Source organism: Chitinophaga sp. XS-30, assembly GCF_008086345.1.
In the GTDB taxonomy this organism is placed as follows: domain Bacteria; phylum Bacteroidota; class Bacteroidia; order Chitinophagales; family Chitinophagaceae; genus Chitinophaga.
The window spans coordinates 5,841,639-5,861,381 of record NZ_CP043006.1 but is presented as its reverse complement, the minus strand read 5'-3'; the positions used below and the strand labels follow the sequence as shown (position 1 = coordinate 5,861,381).

The 19,743-nt window shown below is 53.6% G+C and carries 14 protein-coding genes; 12 read left to right on the top strand and 2 right to left on the bottom strand.

Annotated elements, in window-relative coordinates:
* Window positions 1–153 precede the first annotated feature (153 nt).
* The 12 genes from tgt to FW415_RS23510 all read left to right on the top strand — a co-directional run bounded on the left by tgt (window position 154) and on the right by FW415_RS23510 (window position 17,247).
* Window positions 154–1,281 (top strand): tRNA guanosine(34) transglycosylase Tgt, encoded by a 1,128-nt coding sequence (gene tgt / locus FW415_RS23565; RefSeq protein ID WP_148389558.1) that lies wholly within the window; start codon window positions 154–156, stop codon window positions 1,279–1,281.
* Window positions 1,282–1,381: 100 nt separating this feature from the next.
* The gene (locus FW415_RS23560) at window positions 1,382–2,461 is read left to right on the top strand and encodes an LptF/LptG family permease (protein WP_148389557.1); all 1,080 of its coding nucleotides are present in this window, start codon (window positions 1,382–1,384) and stop codon (window positions 2,459–2,461) included.
* A gap of 139 nt (window positions 2,462–2,600) precedes the next feature.
* Window positions 2,601–3,926: a citrate (Si)-synthase, eukaryotic gene (locus tag FW415_RS23555; RefSeq protein WP_148389556.1), complete on the top strand. Its 1,326-nt coding sequence runs from the start codon at window positions 2,601–2,603 to the stop codon at window positions 3,924–3,926.
* Between the two features lie 258 nt (window positions 3,927–4,184).
* Window positions 4,185–6,296: an ATP-dependent DNA helicase RecG gene (gene recG / locus FW415_RS23550; RefSeq protein WP_256378901.1), complete on the top strand. Its 2,112-nt coding sequence runs from the start codon at window positions 4,185–4,187 to the stop codon at window positions 6,294–6,296.
* A gap of 203 nt (window positions 6,297–6,499) precedes the next feature.
* Window positions 6,500–10,165 carry a PKD domain-containing protein gene (locus FW415_RS23545; RefSeq protein ID WP_148389555.1) on the top strand — a complete coding sequence of 1,222 codons (3,666 nt, stop codon included), beginning with the start codon at window positions 6,500–6,502 and terminating at the stop codon, window positions 10,163–10,165.
* Between the two features lie 7 nt (window positions 10,166–10,172).
* Entirely contained in the window at window positions 10,173–11,192 is a 1,020-nt protein-coding gene (locus tag FW415_RS23540; protein WP_148389554.1) for a PorP/SprF family type IX secretion system membrane protein, read from the top strand.
* Window positions 11,193–11,254: 62 nt separating this feature from the next.
* Window positions 11,255–11,827 (top strand): hypothetical protein, encoded by a 573-nt coding sequence (locus FW415_RS23535; RefSeq protein WP_148389553.1) that lies wholly within the window; start codon window positions 11,255–11,257, stop codon window positions 11,825–11,827.
* A gap of 245 nt (window positions 11,828–12,072) precedes the next feature.
* Entirely contained in the window at window positions 12,073–12,771 is a 699-nt protein-coding gene (locus tag FW415_RS23530; protein ID WP_148389552.1) for a TIGR00730 family Rossman fold protein, read from the top strand.
* Window positions 12,772–12,812: 41 nt separating this feature from the next.
* Complete coding sequence (locus tag FW415_RS23525) at window positions 12,813–13,463, top strand: O-methyltransferase (protein ID WP_148389551.1); 651 nt, start codon at window positions 12,813–12,815, stop codon at window positions 13,461–13,463.
* A 13-nt stretch (window positions 13,464–13,476) separates the two neighbouring features.
* Window positions 13,477–14,838 (top strand): glucosaminidase domain-containing protein, encoded by a 1,362-nt coding sequence (locus FW415_RS23520; RefSeq protein ID WP_148389550.1) that lies wholly within the window; start codon window positions 13,477–13,479, stop codon window positions 14,836–14,838.
* Between the two features lie 4 nt (window positions 14,839–14,842).
* The gene (gene hpt / locus FW415_RS23515) at window positions 14,843–15,376 is read left to right on the top strand and encodes a hypoxanthine phosphoribosyltransferase (protein WP_148389549.1); all 534 of its coding nucleotides are present in this window, start codon (window positions 14,843–14,845) and stop codon (window positions 15,374–15,376) included.
* Between the two features lie 101 nt (window positions 15,377–15,477).
* Window positions 15,478–17,247 (top strand): von Willebrand factor type A domain-containing protein, encoded by a 1,770-nt coding sequence (locus FW415_RS23510; protein WP_148389548.1) that lies wholly within the window; start codon window positions 15,478–15,480, stop codon window positions 17,245–17,247.
* Window positions 17,248–17,255: 8 nt separating this feature from the next.
* On the opposite strand, the gene FW415_RS23505 is transcribed toward FW415_RS23510, so the two are convergent.
* Together FW415_RS23505 and FW415_RS23500 are read right to left on the bottom strand one after the other, a co-directional pair.
* The gene (locus tag FW415_RS23505) at window positions 17,256–18,638 is read right to left on the bottom strand and encodes a sodium:solute symporter family protein (protein ID WP_148389547.1); all 1,383 of its coding nucleotides are present in this window, start codon (window positions 18,636–18,638) and stop codon (window positions 17,256–17,258) included.
* 73 nt (window positions 18,639–18,711) lie between these two features.
* Window positions 18,712–19,656: a class I SAM-dependent methyltransferase gene (locus FW415_RS23500; RefSeq protein WP_148389546.1), complete on the bottom strand. Its 945-nt coding sequence runs from the start codon at window positions 19,654–19,656 to the stop codon at window positions 18,712–18,714.
* Window positions 19,657–19,743 lie beyond the last annotated feature (87 nt).

The following is a 19,743-nucleotide window of genomic DNA, read 5'->3' as shown; positions in this document are numbered from 1 at the left end:
AAAAGTAAAAGTTAATTGGAATTAATCAAACAATATCTACAAATGTAAAATATAATTTCTAAAAATGAAATTATTGCTAATTTTTTTGGCTTTTTGAAACGAGCTAACCCTCCTCAATATTCAATACCTTTGCCCCCTGAAAAATCGGCAACCTTGAATTTCGACCTGATTACCACAGACCCCTCCGGGGCCAGGGCCGGTGTGATCACCACCGCCCACGGCAGCATACAAACGCCCATTTTCATGCCCGTAGGCACCGTGGGCAGCGTAAAGGCCATTACCCAGGAGCAGCTGCGCGAGGATATCAATGCACAGATCATCCTGGGGAATACCTATCATCTTTATCTGCGCCCCGGTATGGACGTGCTGCGCGAAGCCGGCGGCCTCCACGGCTTCAATGGCTGGGAACGCCCTATATTGACCGACAGCGGGGGCTACCAGGTATTTTCCCTGGCCGCCAACAGGAAGATAAAGGAAGAAGGCGTAGTGTTCCAGAGCCATATTGACGGCAGCCGGCATCTGTTCACCCCCGAGAATGTGATGGACATCCAGCGGACCATCGGGGCGGATATTATCATGGCATTCGACGAATGCCCCCCTTATCCCAGCGAATACCGCTATGCCAAAAAGAGCATGGAACTGACGCACCGGTGGCTGGACCGTTGTATCAAACGGCTGAACGAAACCGCTCCCGCCTACGGGTATGAACAAACGCTTTTCCCCATTGTGCAGGGCAGCACCTTCCCGGACCTGAGAAAACTCTCCGCCGAAGCCATCGCCTCCCGCAACTGCGCGGGTAATGCCATCGGAGGCCTCAGCGTAGGGGAGCCGGAAGCGGATATGTATGAGATGTGCGGACTGGTAACCGCCATCCTGCCAAAAGAAAAACCCCGCTACCTGATGGGCGTAGGCACCCCCTGGAACATCCTGGAGAACATCGGCCTGGGCATTGATATGTTCGACTGTGTAATGCCCACCCGCAACGGCCGTAACGGCATGCTGTTCACCTGGAACGGTGTGATCAACATCCGGAATAAAAAATGGGCAACGGATTTTTCCCCCATCGATGAAATGAATCCCTGCAACGCCAGCCGGAATTATTCAAAGGCTTACCTGCGCCATCTTTTTGTGGCCGGTGAGTTCCTTGCCCTGACCCTGGCCAGCATCCACAACCTTTGTTTTTATCTGGACCTGGTGAAAGTGGCGCGCGAACAGATACTGCAGGGCACTTACGAAGCCTGGAAGCGGAATATGGTCCCGCAGCTGAAAACAAGGTTATAGCAACACAATGTTAAAAATTGCACACCATACAATAATATTGCATATTTGATGCTGCAGGAATGTTAGCTTTGGCAATTAAAGCCCGTCCGTTTAAATTATTATGAAGAAGATCGACTGGTATATATTTCGCAAGTTCGTCGGCACATTCATCTACTCGCTGATGATCCTGCTGGTGATCTCGGTAGTGATAGACATCACGGAAAAGATCGATGATTTCATGACGCATGACCTTTCGTTCTGGTTCGTGTTCACCAATTATTATATCGGCTTTATCCCGCATATCGCAGCATTGCTTTTCCCGCTGTTCATTTTCATTTCTGTTATTTTCTTTACTTCCAAGCTGGCCTATAAAACGGAGATCATCGCCATTCTGAGCAGCGGGGTGAGTTTCCGGCGGTTCCTGCGGCCGTATTGGATGGGCGCCATACTGTTCGCCTCCATTCTTTGGGCGGCGAACCAGTGGGTGGTGCCAGTAGCCAACCGCATCCGTACCTCCTTCGAGAATAAATACGTCAGCACCCCTAAAACAGCTGAAGCGTTGCGGGACAAAACGCTCCGTATAGATAGTGTAAGCTATATCACCTTCGGTTACTACGATCCCAATTACAAAACAGGCTCCGATTTTACCCTGCAGCGCATAGACCGGCAGCAGGTGGATTACAAGCTCCGGGCGGAAAGAGTAGCCTGGGACTCCGTGTCCGGCTCCTGGAAGCTGGAATATATTACGGAGCGGACAATTGACGGGCTAAAGGAAAACCTTACCTCCAAAGCGGATACCATCATTAAAATACCCCTGCTGCCTTCTGAACTGATCGAGGAAAAGAACCGGCAGGAAACCATGACCGCCTCCGAGCTGAACCATTACCTGGAAAGGGAAGAGCTGCGCGGCGCGGAAGGGCTCAGCGTCTATTATGTGGAAAAATACCGCCGTACCTCTGCTGCCGTTGCCGTGGTGATACTGGTGCTGATCGGGGCCATTATTTCCAGCCGGAAGGTGAGAGGTGGAAGCGGGCTGCACCTGGCTATAGGGATCGTGATCAGCGCCTCCTATATCCTCTTTATGCAGTTTTCCACCGTATTTGCCACCAAAGCGAACCTGAACCCGCTCCTGGCTGCCTGGATACCGAATTTCCTGTTCGGCCTGCTTGCGCTGTGGCTGTATATGCGTGCGCCGAAATAACCCGTATTCCCCGCTTTTTTTAGTAAAAATTGCCTGAAATAATACGTTAAATCTGCTTTCAGGGATACTGTTTATGCGATTAATCGTTACTTTTGTACATTGATCGAATTCGTTAATTTTTCTAAATCATTGCGGGAAAATGAGTTATATAAAAGAGAAATTCAAGGCAAAAGCAGATGAGCTGAGCGCAGAAGTTAAGGACCTGCTCAAGAATCATGGCACAAAGAAAATAGATGAAGTTACTGTGGCGCAGGCTTATCAGGGTATGCGCGGAATTACAGGCCTGGTGACAGAAACCTCGCTGCTGGACGCGAACGAGGGTATCCGTTTCCGCGGATATTCCATCCCCGAGCTGCGGGAACACCTCCCCAAAGCCGCCGGTGGAAATGAACCCCTGCCGGAAGGCCTGTTCTACCTGATGCTGATCGGGGAACTGCCCACAGAAGCCGATGTACAGAACCTCAGCAGCGTGCTCAGCCGCCGCTCCCATGTACCGAACCATGTGTTCGACGCCATCGAAGCATTGCCCATCTCTACTCACCCCATGACCATGTTCACCGTTGCTGTTATGGCCATGCAGACGGAATCCGTATTTGCAAAAGCCTATGCAGACGGGATGAGCAAAAAGGAGTACTGGAGCTATATGTATGAAGATTCCCTGAATCTTATCGCCAGGCTCCCCCGTATCGCCGCTTATATCTACCGCCGCAAATACAAGAACAGCGATCACATCCAGCCGGACGGGATGCTGGACTGGGCGGCCAACTTCGCCCATATGCTCGGCTACAAGAACGATGATTTCAAGGAACTGATGCGCCTGTACATGGTGATCCATGCAGACCACGAAGGTGGTAACGTCAGCGCCCACACGACCCATCTCGTAGGTTCCGCCCTGAGCGATGCCTATCTCTCTTTCGCCGCCGGTATGAACGGACTGGCCGGTCCCCTGCACGGCCTCGCCAACCAGGAAGTGATCAAATGGATACTCAGTATGCGTGAAGAGCTGGGTGGCGGCATGCCGGACAAAGCGCAGATCGAAGCATATGTGAAGAAAACACTTTCCGAAGGTAAAGTAGTACCGGGCTACGGGCACGCTGTATTGCGCAAGACCGATCCCCGCTTTACCGCACAGATGGAATTTGCCAAAAAACACCTGGCGGATGACGAACTGGTGCGCATCGTATGGCTCGTGTATGAAACCGTGCCGGACATCCTGAAGGACCTCGGCAAGGTCAAGAACCCCTGGCCCAATGTGGACGCCCACTCCGGTGCGCTGCTCGTACATTACGGACTGGTGGAATATGAATTCTATACCGTGCTCTTCGGCGTTTCCCGCGCCCTCGGCGTACTGGCCTCCCTCTGCTGGGACCGCGCCCTCGGCCTCTCCCTGGAAAGACCGAAATCCGTTACCTCCGAATGGATGAAACTGTTCGTGGAAGGTAAAGTGGAAGCCATCGCAGAATAATTATGATATACCGTTAAAGTAAATTCGCATCATCACATCATAGAGAGGGGGAGTATCAACAGCTGATACGCCCCCTCTTTGTTTGGCTTCGGGGAAACGGTTCTGTTAGCACCGCCTGTCCTCCGGAGCGGTACAGGTACCGCAACCGCCGGGCCCTTCCCGTACTTTTTGGCCGGATCAATCCTCGTACCATATCCCCCGGCTGTTGCCTTTTGTTCTGAAAATGCCGTACTTCGTAACTCGATTTAAAAACCGTTATTGACGCTCATTACCTCCATATTGCCCAATCCGATAGAATACCTGAAAGGCGTAGGACCGCAGAAGGGTGAACTGCTGCGCAAGGAGATCAATATGCATACTTTCCGGGACCTGCTGGAGTATTATCCTTTCCGGTATGTGGACCGCACGAAAGTGGAGCGGATAGGCCACCTGAGCGGATTTGAGGACTATGTACAGATACGCGGGCGCATCGTGCATATGGAAGTAGTGGGAGAGAAGAGAGGAAAAAGGCTCGTGGCCACCCTGCAGGATGAGACCGGGCGCATGGACCTCGTGTGGTTCCAGGGCTGGCAATGGATGCAGAAATCACTGCGGGAGAACGTGGCCTACCTGGTATTCGGCAGGGTGTCTCAATTCAACGGCACAGTGCAGATGGCGCACCCTGAAATGGACCTGCTCACCGAAGAGACCGCCTCCGGTAAACAGCATCTTGAACCGGTGTATTACACCACCGAAAAACTCAAAGCCCGCGGGCTAACGGCCAAGGCTATAGGAAAACTTACCCGCAACCTGCTGGAACAGCTTTCCCTCCCCGAAATAAAAGAGAACATTCCCGCCCCCGTGCTGCAACAGTTTCGCCTGATGCCCCGCGCACAGGCCTTCTTCAGGATACATCTGCCAGCATCGGAAGAAGAAGCGAAACAGGCGCAGCGGCGGCTGAAGTTCGAAGAGCTTTTCCTCGCCCAGATCCGCATCTGCCGCCTCAAAGTCAGGCGCCACAAGATCAGCCAGGGATTTGTATTCGGCGCAGTAGGCGAAATATTCAATACTTTTTATAACGATCACCTCCCTTTCCCGCTCACCGGCGCACAAAAACGCGTGCTCAAAGAGATCCGCAAAGATACCATGACCGGCCGGCAGATGAACCGCCTGCTGCAGGGGGATGTAGGCAGCGGCAAGACCATGGTGGCCCTGCTGAGCCTGCTGATGGCGCTGGACAATGGTTTCCAGGGATGCCTCATGGCGCCGACCGAAATACTCGCGCAGCAGCACTTCAAAGGCATATCGGAACTGCTGAAAGACATGCCGGTGAAAGTGGCTTTGCTGACCGGGAACATCAAAGGCAAGGCCCGCAAAGAGATACTCAGACAAACGGAAGAAGGCAGCATACACATCCTCATCGGCACCCATGCCCTGCTGGAAAAAGAAGTGAAGTTCTCTCACCTGGGCATGGCCATCGTAGATGAACAGCACCGCTTCGGCGTAGCTCAGCGCGCGCGCCTCTGGGAAAAGAACCATACCCCGCCGCACATCCTGGTGATGACGGCCACGCCTATCCCGCGCACACTGGCCATGACCGTGTATGGGGATCTGGATGTTTCCGTCATCGATGAAATGCCGCCGGGCCGCAAGCCCATCACTACCGTGCACCGCACGGAATACCAGCGCCCGCAGGTGATGGACTTCATCAAAGAGGAGGTAAGAAAGGGCCGCCAGGCTTACGTGGTGTACCCCCTTATCGAAGAATCCGCCAACCTCGATTACGAGAACCTGACCAAAGGATATGAAGAAGTGAAAGCCTTCTTCCCCGAACCGAAATACTACATCAGCATGGTGCACGGCCGCCAGCCGCAGGACCAGCGGGAAGCCAATATGCACCGCTTCGTTACCGGCGATACCCAGATCATGGTGGCGACTACGGTGATAGAAGTAGGGGTGAATGTGCCAAACGCCTCCGTCATGGTGATAGAAAGCACCGAACGCTTCGGCCTGTCGCAGCTCCATCAGCTGCGGGGCCGCGTTGGCCGGGGGGCGGAACAGAGTTATTGCATCCTGATGACCGGCAACAAGATCGGGAAGGACTCGCAGGAACGGGTGAAGGTAATGGTACAGACCAACGACGGGTTCGTGATCTCGGAAAAGGATATGGAACTGCGGGGGCCGGGGGATATCGAAGGCACCCGGCAAAGCGGGCTGCTGGACCTGAAACTGGCCGATATTGTGCAGGACCGCGCCATGCTGGCCGCTGCCAGGGAATCCGCCGAAAAGATACTGGAAGAAGACCCCGAACTGGAACTGCCTGAAAATAAACCGCTTCACGACTATCTCGCCAGCCAACGGTCAAAATCCGCATGGAGTAAAATATCCTGACCGCTTTTACGTTGTAATCCTGGATGTGCCGGCGGGAGAGGATTGATCATGAAATTGTTGCTTGCCTTTACCGAAATGTTCATCACCCGCCGGCCGCCACTCAATCTGCCAAATATCCCGGGCAAACCGTAACAAAGTGAGGTAACAAACCGTTAAAATAAGTATATTACTTTAACTGGGACAATCTTAAAAATCAGAACCGCTTGAAATCTACTCGCCCTACCGGCCTTTTCTGTGTACTGCAAGTCTGTATCCTGTTCCTGACGGGCGTGCCTGCCTGGGCGCAGGGAGGCAGCAGCAACTTTTCACCACTCGAATATATTGAGAACAAAGGCCAGTGGCCCGGCGATTTTCAGTACCGCGCGGATCTCGGTTCTGCCAGCATATTTGTAAAGAAGGACGGGTTCCGGTTCCTGTTGCTGAGCAAGGAAGACCTGATGCGCGTCCCTGAACTGAATCACGGGCATATGGAAGATTCCGCCGGCGGCAAACCGATCTATTTCCCGGATCCCGGTAATGTTAATCTCCCCGGCAAACTGCCGGCTAACGGCGGCAGCACCGGCGTGAACGGCGGCATACCGCATCAGCCCGTCAGAGGCCATGCGTACGACCTCCGCTTTCTCAATACCCTGCCGGACCCGGAGATCATCCCTTCAAAACCCGTCAGAGAGAACAATATCACCTATATGCTCGGCAACGACCGCTCCAGGTGGAAGTCTGGCATCGGTTCATATACCAGTCTGCTCTACAAGGAGTTATACCGGAGTATCGATCTGCAGGTCTATTCCGAAAGCGGCCAGATGAAATACGACCTGATCGTACATCCCGGCGGCAACCCGGACCAGATACGGTTCGCCTATTCCGGCGCTACTTCCCTTTCCCTGAAAAAGGGCAATCTGCATGTACAGACCTCCGTAGGGGAAGCCATCGAACTGGCGCCCTTCGCATACCAGTATATCAACAGTCAGCGGCAGCGCGTGAACGTATCTTATCAGCTGGACGGAACAACGGTCAGCTTCAAAGTATCCGGCAAATATGACAGCAAATACCCGCTCGTAATAGACCCTACCGTGGTATTCGCCACGCTCACCGGTTCCCGGGCGGATAACTGGGGCTTCACGGCCACGTACGACGCCGGGGGCAACTTTTACGCCGGGGGTATCGCTTTTAATACCGGGTATCCCGTGTCTACCGGTGCGTACGACAATTCCTTCAATGGCGGCCAGTTCGATATGTCCATTACCAAATTCAATCCCGCCGGCACCCAGATCATATACTCCACCTATATCGGCGGCAACGGCGAAGATCAGCCGCACAGTCTTTTTGTGGATGCACAGGGCCAGCTCGTGATATCCGGCAGGACCAACTCGGGCAATTTTCCCGTAGATACGGCTTATGGTCCCGGCGGCGGCTTTGATATTACCGTTACCAAGCTGAATGCCGCAGGCACCGGCCTGGTAGGCTCCGTGCGCATCGGCGGCAACAGCAATGACGGGGTGAACATGCGCCCGGATAAAAAAGGGCCGACCGATGTGTTATTAAGGAACTATGGCGATGATGCGCGCAGTGAAGTAGTGATCGACGCTACCGGCGCGATCTATATTGCCAGCTCCACGCAATCCACCAACTTTCCCGCCACAGCAGGCGTTTTCCAGCCCACTTACGGCGGCGGCCGTCAGGATGGGGTGGTGATCAAGCTGACACCGAACGTACGGGTGCAATGGGCGAGCTTCCTCGGCGGCAGCGCTGAGGATGCCGCATATGTGCTGGCCGTGAATGGCGGCAGCACGGTATATGTGGCCGGAGGCACCGCCAGCAGCAACTTTCCCGCCCGCCCGGGCAGCGTGTACCCGGCATTCAGGGGCGGGGCCTGCGATGGCTATATCACCCATATCTCCGGTAACGGGGCGTCCATCCTGCAATCCACTTTCATGGGCTCGGATAACAGCCGGGCGGACCAGGTGTATGGCATTCAGCTGGACAGGGATGGCAATGTGTACGTGATGGGTACTACGGAAGGCAACTGGCCCATCCAGCAACCCACCGGCACCGCCACTTTTTATAACGACAATTCCAAACAGTTCATTACCAAGTTGCGGCCGGACCTGTCTGCCCTCATCTATTCCACCACCTTCGGAAAGGCGGCGGCGCAGCCCAGTCTCTCTCCCGTAGCCTTCCTGGTAGACCGTTGCCAGAATGTGTACGTGTCCGGCTGGGGCGGCTCGCTGAACTCCGGCAATAACTTTTCCAATTCCGGCACGGCAGGGCTGCCGACAACGCCCGATGCCCGCAAACCCAGCTCGGATAACAGCGACTTTTATTTCTTTGTGATGCAGCGCGATGCACTCGGCATCCTGTACGGCACCTTTTACGGCGGCAACGGTCTTGCTGAACATGTGGACGGCGGCACCAGCCGTTTCGACCAGAATGGCGTGATCTACCAGGCCATCTGCGCCGCCTGCGGCACCGGCAACAAGCCCCGCTTCCCCACCACGCCCGGCGCATACAACAGCGGTATCCCCGATGGCTGCAACCTCGGTGCGCTCAAGATAGCGTTTAACCTGGACGGGGTGCGGGCCGGATTGACCACGGAAGAACGGAAAAATAATTACTGCGTACCGGCTACCATCACCTTCATCGATACCACCAATGTACCGGCGCAGAGCTGGATATGGAACTTTGGCGACGGATCGCCGGAGATCACCAATGCCAGCCCCACCATCACCCATACGTATAATGTTGAAGGCGATTATACCGTGATGATGATCAAATATGACCCGGCAAGCTGTAACCTCCGGGACACCGCTTACCTGGACATCCGGGTGCGGTCCGATCAGGCTACGGTAGACTTTTCCGAACGCCGCCTGGACCCCTGTACGGAACTGAATTACGAATTCACCAACCTGTCACAGGCGCCTCCCGGCAAACCGTTCACCAACCAGTCATTCGTATGGGATTTTGGTGACGGCACACCGCCGGTTACGACCGATGGCAGCGATCAGACCCATAGTTACGCCGCGGAAGGCGTATATAATGTAACGCTGACGCTTGTGGATACGAATTACTGCAACGCGCCGGAAGTGATCACGCACCAGCTGCGTGTAGCCGCCAACGTCTTCGCCCTCTTCGAGGTGCCGGACAGCGCCTGCGTACCTTACACCGCGGTATTCGACAACACCTCGAAAGGGGGCGTTACCTTCCGGTGGGACTTCGGGGATGGAAGTACTTCCACAGATATTTACCCCACCCATACCTACACCCAGCCCGGCCGTTACCTGGTAACGATGATGGCTACGGACCCGAATACCTGTAACGTAACGGACGATACTTCCATGTATATCACCGTGTTACCGCTGCCGGTAGCAGGATTTACCTACCAGCCCGTAACACCCGTGGAGAACACGCCGCATGTTTTTACCAACACTTCTACAGGTGCGGCACGTTATTGGTGGGATTTTGGTGACGGGGATACATCATCCATGGTCAATCCAACGCACCAGTACGTCGCAACAGGCACCTACCAGGTTTGCCTGATCGCGGAAACGGAGTTCGGTTGCCATGATACCACCTGCCAGATGGTGAGCGCGATCGTGAATCCGCTGTTTGATGTGCCTACGGCTTTTTCTCCGAACGGGGACGGTATCAACGATGTATGGGAAGTCAAGAGTTTCGGGATCAGCAAATATGAAATGAAGGTCTTTAACCGCTGGGGACAGCTGCTGTTCGTCTCCAACGATCAGAAGATAGGATGGGATGGCCGTTTCAACGGCGCCATCCAACCCATGGACGCCTACGCTTATGTGCTGAACATCGAGTTCAGTCACGGGGAGCGGGTGACCAAAACGGGGAATGTTACTTTATTAAGATAGTTTGGTTATGAGAAAGATTGCCTGCCATATGATCCTGGTTTGTTGCCTGACGGGAGCTGTTTCAGCCTCCGCCCAGGACCTGCACTTCTCGCAGTTCTACAACTCGCCGCTTTCTACCAATCCTGCCAATACCGGTTTTATTCCTGATGGCAACTACCGTGTGGGGCTGAACTACCGGAACCAATGGGCTTCCATTCCGGTGCCATACAAAACCATGTCCCTCTTCGGTGATTTGCAGCTGTTCAGGGACCAGCTGAATTATGGCTGGGTGGGCGTTGGCGGTCTGCTGCTCCGCGATGTGGCCGGTACCGGCAATCTTACTTCCACCAAAGCCTACGGCTCCATTGCCTATCACCAGCTGATGGGCCAGAGCAGCCTGCTTTCCGCAGGTTTCAACGTAGGGTATGCCAATAAAAGGGTAGACCTCAACAAACTAACATTCGGTACCCAATGGAACGGCCAGTTCTTCGATTCACAGATGGTTTCCGGTGAGCCGATCAACAACTCCGCGATCGGTTATTTTGATATGCAGGTAGGTATGAACTACGCATTTTTTCCGAATGACCTGGTATATGTCAACGGCGGTTTTTCCGTACACCACGTCAACAAGCCCCGGGAAACGTTCTATAGCGGCAATAACCAGATAGAGCCGCGGTATATCGGTTTCCTGAACGCCAGCCTGAAGATGAGCGATTACATCATCCTGAACCCCGGCGCATACTATGCGCAGCAGGCCGGTTCCAGCGAACTGATGTTCGGCGGATATGCCGCCTATAACCTTTCCGGGGACGGCGACAAGCAGGTATTCGGCGGGTTGTACTATCGTGTGAAAGATGCTTTCCCCTTTGTGGTAGGCTATCAGATGAGCAATGTACGCCTCATGTTCAACTACGATGTAACATCTTCCAACCTAGCCGTGGCCAACAGCCGCCAGGGCGCATACGAGCTGAGCATTATCTATACCGGCATTTATCCTAACCGCGCATTCGGCAGGGCGCAGAGAGCTTCCCTTTGCCCGTCTTTTTAACAGGATGTTGGCTGTGCCGTTTCGCAGAAAACCGATAATTTAGCCGGATATAAACACTAGCCATGAAACGTTCGATCTTCATCGTTATACTCATTGTCAGCGCTTTGACCGCATCCGCGCAGGGTTATGTAACAGACAGTTCCCGCGGCTTTGATAAAAGCAGGCTGATGTTCGGCGGCGCGCTTGGTTTCTCCATCGGGGATTATACCTTCGTGAATGTATCTCCGCTGATCGGCTACCGTTTCTCGCCTATGTTTGCCGCAGGCGTGAATATCAATGCACAATATGCCGCGCAGAAATTCCGGGACTTTAATGGAGATGTGTTTGAACGGAACAACTATTCCATTTTTGGCGGCGGTGTGTTCGCCCGCTTTTATCCTTTCCAGCAATTCTTTCTGCACGCCCAGCCTGAATATAACAGGATCTCCGTGAAACGTACTACTTATGACGGAGAGCGCATTGTTACAAAAGATAATTACTATGCCCCCAGCCTCCTGCTCGGAGGTGGCTATGCCCAGCCGATCGGCGGCAATTCCGCACTCACCATCATGATACTCTATGATGTGCTGCAGGACAGTAATTCGCCTTATATGAACCGTCCCATTTTCTCCGGTGGCGTGAATATTGGTTTGTAGTCGTTTGCGGCGCTGTCTTTTCAGCTATACTAGTGATGCGAATACCGCACCGGTAGCGGGCTCCAACGGCGCCGTTGGTCTCCATATTTTATATTTGGTCGTTGTTGTCATCGCCTTACCGCCTTCAGGGCATGCATCCGGAGCGCTTCCGCTATTGCAGGACTCCGTTGTTCTCAACACCTGACCGCCGCAGCGCAGCCCGTTCCCTTAAAAAATTGTAGTTTAGTGAATAAAAAGAATTGCAGATGAATGAGTCTTTAAAGAACCTGAAGGAACGCGACTGGACGGAAACCAAAGCCCACTCCAGCTGGCAGATCTTCAAGATCATGGCGGAATTTGTAGAAGGGTTTGAAACACTGGCAAAGATCGGTCCCTGTATATCTATTTTTGGTTCCGCCCGTACAAGGGAGGGGAATCCGTATTATGACCTGGCCTGTGAAGTGGCGGAACGGCTGGCAACAGACGGTTTCGGGATCATCTCCGGCGGCGGCCCGGGCATAATGGAAGCGGCCAATAAAGGCGCACAGAAAGCCAACGGAAAAAGCGTGGGGCTGAACATTTCCCTGCCGCATGAACAGTATCCCAACACTTTTATCGACTACGACAAGAGCATCAACTTCGACTACTTCTTTGTACGCAAAGTGATGTTCACCAAATACTCACAGGGATTTGTAATGATGCCCGGCGGTTTCGGCACAATGGATGAGTTCTTTGAAGTAGCCACGCTCATACAAACAAAAAAAATGACCGAAACGCCGCTGGTGCTGGTAGGAAAGGCATACTGGTCCGGCTTGCTGGAATGGATCGATACGGTGATGATGAAAAAGGAAAGCAATATCCATCCGGAAGATCTGGATCTGCTGAAAGTATTTGATACGGCTGACGAAGTGGTGGAGTACTTCCGGGTATTCTACACCACCAACAAGTTGCGGCCAAACTTCTGATCTGCAGCCGAAAAATTGCGTAGGTTTGTAAAAAAAAGGGCATGGAGGTAATACCAGAGGACATTCAGGCGTTTGCAGAACGGTACAGTACCCCGGAAACGGAATTGCTTTATCGTTTGCATCGTGAAACATACCTGAAAATAGCTCAGCCTCACATGCTCAGTGGCCATTTACAGGGGCGTTTGCTGACGATGGTCAGCCAGATGATCAAGCCCCGGCGGATATTGGAGATCGGCACGTTTACCGGTTATTCGGCTATCTGTCTCGCTCAGGGGCTGACGGAAGACGGCGTGTTGCATACGATAGATGTGAATGAAGAACTGGAAGCCATGTCTTCCCGCTATTTCAAAGAAGCGGGGCTGGGGGACAAGATCGTGCAGCATACCGGTAAGGCCGCGGAGATCATCACGCAACTGGATGAAGTGTTTGACCTGGTATTCATCGATGCGGATAAAGCAGGCTACACCGGGTACTACGACATGGTGTGGGAAAAGCTTCGCCCCGGCGGTTTCATGCTGGCCGACAATGTGCTTTATCATGGAGAAGTGGTGTTGCCGGAAAGCGGGCAAAGCAATAACGCCAAGGCCATGATCCGGTTTGCGGAAAAAGCGGTGGCGGACGAACGTGCGGAAACAATGCTGCTTACATTGCGCGATGGATTGATGCTGATCCGCAAGAAACAGACCCATTAAATTCAACATATTCATGCAAGTAAAGTCATACTGCCTGGCGATCTGTATGGTGATCTGCGCCTTTACAACGGCTGCAGCGCAAAGTGTCAGCACCACACAGTACATCGACAGCTATAAGCATATCGCCATGGAAGAAATGCGCCGTTCAGGCGTTCCCGCAGCCATCAAGCTGGCGCAGGGCATCCTGGAAACCCAGTCCGGTAACGGTTGGCTGGTGCTTAATTCCAACAATCACTTCGGTATCAAATGCAAGAATAACTGGACCGGCAAGAGCGTCAACTATGACGATGATGCCAAGGGAGAGTGTTTCCGCAAATATGATTCGCCGGAGGAATCCTGGAAAGATCATTCCGATTTTCTGCGCAACAATCCCCGGTATAAATTCCTGTTCGATTATGCCGCCGATGATTACAAATCCTGGGCATATGGTTTGAAAACAGCAGGATATGCCACCAGCAGAACTTACCCGCAGCAGCTGATACAGATCATCGAGAAGTATAACCTGCAGGAATACACGACGCTGGCCATGAGCAACAAGGCGCTGCCCCAGGGTCCGGTGTTTGCGGGCCCGCCGGTGCAAAGGCCGGAGGATGCGCCCGCTGCCCGGGAATATAATGCCCCCGCAAAGGTCAATTACCCGCAGCACACGGAATTCAGGATCAATGGCCGCAAAGTGGTCTATGTAAAAGAAGGCACCGCGCTGATACAGGTAGCCAATGCAAAAAATATCCGGCTCAGCAACCTGCTTAAAATGAATGATCTGGCTACAGATGTGCCGCTGGAAAAAGACATGCTGATCTTCCTGCAGAGCAAGCATAAAAAAGGGAAGAACGATTACCACATCGTGGCGCCCGGTGAAACCCTGCACGATATTGCGCAGGCGGAAGGCGTACAGCTGCGCTGGCTTCGCAAGCGGAATAAAATGCAGGAAGGAGAGCAGCCGGCTGCAGGCGAGAAGATCGTGCTGGACGGGTATGCTTCCGTTAAACCGAAACTGGGCAGCCATTCTGTTGTAAAAGCGGATGAGCATAAAGACCTGGAACCCCGCAAGATCATCCGGGATATCCGGGAGGAAATAGAGAAAGCCGGTAACCCGCAGGCATCAACGCCCGAAACCCCGGCAGCCCCCGCCGCACCGGTGGCGCAACAACCTGCCGCCACACCGAAGCAGACCGGCCTGCCCCCGGAAATGGTCGAAGAACTGAAGAAGATCGGCACCAACAGTGGTACAGGGCAGTATCATATTGTCGCGCAAAAAGAAACACTATACAGTATTTCGAAGAAATACAACATTACCGTGGCCCAGTTACAGGCATGGAACAACCTGTCTGATAACGGTATCAGGATCGGCCAGCAACTGATTGTTCGAAAATAATACCATGACGATACAAGTACACGACAAGCGGTTTGAGCCTTACCTCGCTGAAGCCGAACTACAGCAACGTATCCGGGAACTGGCATTTGAGTTGAGCCACGACCTGGAGGGCAAAAAGCCGCTGTTCATCGCCATACTCAACGGCTCGTTCATGTTCGCGGCCGACCTCTTCAAATACCTGACCATTGAAGCGGAAATATCGTTCATCAAACTGGCCTCCTACAAAGGCACCAAATCCACCGGCAACGTCATCACCGCCATCGGGCTGGAGGAAGACCTGTACGGCCGGACGGTGGTGATCCTGGAGGATATCGTAGACACCGGCAAGACCCTCAGCCAGTTCCTCCCCCAGCTGCGCCACCAGCAGCCCAGCCAGATGCTGGTAGCCGCCCTGCTGCACAAGCCCGCTGCCACCACACATCCCATCCATATCGATTACCTCGGCTTTTCCGTACCGGATAAGTTCCTGCTCGGCTACGGGCTTGATTATGACGGTTTGGGCCGCAATCTGCCCGAGATCTACCAGTTGAGCGAATAAAAGGAGAATTATCTATCTAAATCCGGTAATTCTATCGCCGGAGAACCAATTGATTAAATATTTTCTTAATTTCATGTATCGTTGTATGAGACAAAAATAAGATGCATAAGTTCCTCATGCTGCTCCTCTGGGTATGCGGAAGTACGATGTCAGCGGCACAACAGAGAGGATGGGTCACCGGGGCGGTACAGGACAGCATCAGCCGTAGCCCTGTACCTGGCGTGAAGATCTGTATTGACAAGGATACCATCTGCGTTACGACAAATCAGTATGGGCTTTTTCGTATAGACATTCCCGATAACAGCACCCGCCTTGTTTTTGAACACCCCGGCTACAGGACGAAGATAGTGCCCCTGCAACATCACGATCGCATGCTCATAGAGTTGAGCCCTTTAACGGATCAGAAGACGGACAATTCCGCGGACATTGCCAAAGCAAAGGCCCGGGCGAGGTTTGCCCATAGCACAAACCCCAACTATGGCAATATCGGCATGGGAGCCGTCACATTCTTTGATGAAACCTACGGCAAGCTGTATGAAAACAAATTTGTGGAAAGCGCCAAAAGCCGTGTCTCCTCTTTTGCGATCGATGTGGACAGGGCTGCATACAGCAACATGCGGCGTTTTGTAAAGCTGCGCAAACCCATTCCCGTTGATGCCGTGCGGATCGAAGAACTGGTCAACTATTTCCATTACAGCTACCCTTTACCGCAGCCAGACAGCCTTTTTGCTATTTATTCCCATTATACGGAATGCCCCTGGAACAAAGATCACCAGCTGCTGCAGATCGCCGTGCGGGCACAGCAGATTGAAATGGACAGCCTGCCTGCGAGCAACCTGGTATTCCTGATAGATATCTCCGGTTCCATGGGCACCTATAACAAGCTGCCCCTGTTGCAGGCAGCCTTCCGGGTGCTGGTGAGGAACCTGCGGCCGCGGGACCGGGTGGCCATCGTGGCCTATGCCGGTACGCCCGGATTGGTATTGCCCTGCACCCCCGGACACCAGAAAGAGAAGATCCTCAATGCCATCGATTATCTCAGCGCGGGAGGCGCCACAGCCGGGGAGGCCGCCATCATGATGGCCTACCAGATCGCGGAAGAGAATTTCATACCCGGTGGCAACAATCGCGTGATCATGGCCACAGACGGGGATTTTAACGTGGGGCAGACCAGTGACCAGGATATGGAAGACCTCATCATGCTGAAAAAAGAAAGCGGCGTATTGCTTACCTGCCTGGGCTTTGGCATGAAAGATTACAAGGACTCAAAACTGGAAGGCCTGGCCAGCAAAGGAAATGGCAACTTCGCCTATATCGATGACCTGGAAGAAGCCAACAAGGTGTTTGCCCGTGAATTTGGCAGCACGCTTTTCACCGTGGCGAAAGACGTACGGGCGGAGGTGGACTTCAATCCCGCCAGGGTAAACGCTTACCGGCTGATCGGGTATGAGAACAGGATATTGAAGGAAGATAACAGCAACGGGGAAAGGATCGTAGGCGGCATCGTAGGCTCCGGGCATTGCGTGGTAGCGATGTACGAGATCGATCCCGTGCTTCCGGCGCAGGAAGGCATGCTGGCGGATGTAAAAATATGGTACCGGCAACCGAATGATACCATGCGGCATTACCTGCAGCGGCCCGTTCCCGGCCGCCCGGCCGCATTTTCCGCAGCTTCGCCGGATTTCCGCTTTGCCGCCTCCGTAGCCCTTTTTGGCATGCTCCTGCGCAAATCGCAATACAAAGGAGAAGGAAATGTGCGGATGGTAACGGACATGGCTAAACGGTCACGGGGCCCGGATAAAGAAGGGTACCGGGCGGAGTTCCTCAAACTCATCAAACAGGTAAAGAAATATACGGACTGGCTGAAGTAGACAGGCCATTATTCCGTTTGCGCAACAGGTGTTTTCCATCCAAAAGTACCCGCCAGCATTCCCGCTATACTGCATCCCAGGCCAACGAACAAAGGCGGCACCGTTGTTTCCGCGGCCAGGCTCAGCAGGTAACCCGCTGTTCCCGCGAGAATAGACAGGATAGCCCCCGCTTCATTCGACCTTTTCCAATACAGTCCGGCCGTCAGCGGCACAAATAACGATACCAGGCTCAGCACCGAGGAAGAGGCCACCAGCTCGTAGATATCCTGGCTGCTCAGCGCCATCAGCATGGACAGCGCGGAAACGATAACAACGGACAGGCGGATGATGCGAAGGAATTTTTTATCGGTGATATTGGAAAAGAGCGGGCGGATGATGTTTTCGCCCAATACTGTTGCCGGGGCCAGGATGGCGCCGCTGGTAGTGCTCATGATAGCGGAGAGCAAAGCGCCGAAGAACAGCACCTGCAGGAACAGCGAACCGTGCTGCAATACGAGGTTCGGCAATATTTTCTCATGGTCCTGCATCAGCGCGGGATAGAGTTGCTGTGCGCACAGCACGATCAGCAGGGGCATCAGGCCTATGACGAGGTACATGGCTGCGCCGATGAAAGAAGCATGCTGCGCCACCCGTTCGCTCTTGCTGCTCATCAGCCGCTGGAACACGTCCTGCTGGGGAATGGAGCCAAGGCCTATCGTGAGCCAGGCCGCGGCATAGTGCATCCATCCCTCCCAGGTACGGTCCGGGAAGAAGCGGAAGGTGCCCTCCGGCGCACGTTCCACAACTGTTTGCAAACCGCCCGCATCCTGCACCACGCTCCAGGTGATCACGACGATACCGGCTACGATCATGATGGTTTGCAGGAAATCCGTGACGGAAACGGACCACATGCCGCCGGCATAAGTATAGGCCATGACGATCACGCCGCTGGCGATCATGGCGATCACCGGGTCGATGCCCATCACGGTATTCACCACAATGCCCATCGCAACGATCTGTGCCGCTATCCAGCCGAAATAGGAGGGGATCATCAGCAAGGCGGAGATCACCTCGGCCTTGCGCCCGTATCGTACTTTGAAAAAATCGCAAAAGGTAAGCAGGTTGCTGCGGTATAATTTACGGGCATAAAAAAGCCCCACCAGCAACAGGCATAATGCCGCGCCGAAGGGATCTTCCATCACGCCCAGTAAACCGTGCTGTGAAAATTCGCTGGTGGAACCGAGCAGGGTCTCCGAGCCGAACCAGGTGGCAAATATCACGCAGGTGCTGATCCCCAATGGAAGGCTGCGGCCCGCCACCACAAAGTCGCGCGCGCTCTTCACTTTGCGCGCCGCCCATTGCCCGATAAGCACGGTGATCAGCAGGTAAGCCAGGATAAATCCGGTAAGCATGCGGGAAAATAATAAAAACAGTTCACATCATAATGATGCTGGCAAAAGCGCATCGGTAATGCCTGCAAAAAAACTATTTCACGATCCGGAAACAATGCCGCAACAGCTTGCCCTGAAAATCGAAAGGCACGGTCTGCGCCGTAATGTTCCGGATGGCGGATGCTGCGATATTCGCTTCATCCAGCTCAAACCGGCGGAGGTTGTTGGAGAAGTAGATCACGCCGTCTTTGCGGGTAGCCAGCAATACTTTGTTGATCAGCTCCACATGGTCTCGCTGGATGTCCAGGAAATCCTTCATGCGCTTGCTGTTGGAAAAGGTGGGCGGATCAAGTATAACCAGGTCGTAAGTATTCAGCTTCAGCTCATCCAGGTATTGCAGCACATCGGCGTGTATGTATTGATGTTTGGCAGGATCGAAAAGACCGTTCAGCCGCATATTGTCTTCCGCCCACTGCAGGTAGGTTTTGGATAGATCGATGGATGTGACGGTGGCGGCGCCTCCCGCTGCGGCATACACGGAGAAGGAGCCGGTATAGCAGAAGAGGTTCAGCACCTTTTTATCCTTCGCTTCTTCCCGTACCATGTGCCGTGTGATGCGGTGGTCGAGGAAAAGGCCGCTGTCCAGATAATCCGACAGGTTCACCTTGAATTTCAATCCATCTTCCTGCACGATCAGCTCTTCTTTGGAGAAGTCCAGCTTTTCGTACTGGCTTTGCCGGTCCTGTTTACGTTGACGGGTACGAAGGTAGAGATCGTTGCGGGATACTTCCAGCACTTTGGCGATCACATCGAGGCTGTTTTCCAGCCACTGCTCATATGCTTCGTCATCAAGGCCGTGCTGGCTGCGGTATTCGGCCACATACACCTTGTCCTCATACAGTTCGATGATGAGCGGGAACTCCGGCAGGTCGCGGTCATATAACCGGAAGCAGGTGATCCCCTGCCGCTTTGCGGTTTTGCGGAGGTGTTTCAGCACTTTCGCCAGGCGGTTCTCGAACATCTGGAATTTGTCGGACATGGGAGCAAAGATAAGCGGATTGAAATGTTGGGCAAAGCGGTAATCTGTTCCAAAAGGAATGTGGAAAATACGAGCCGCTGCGGCGGT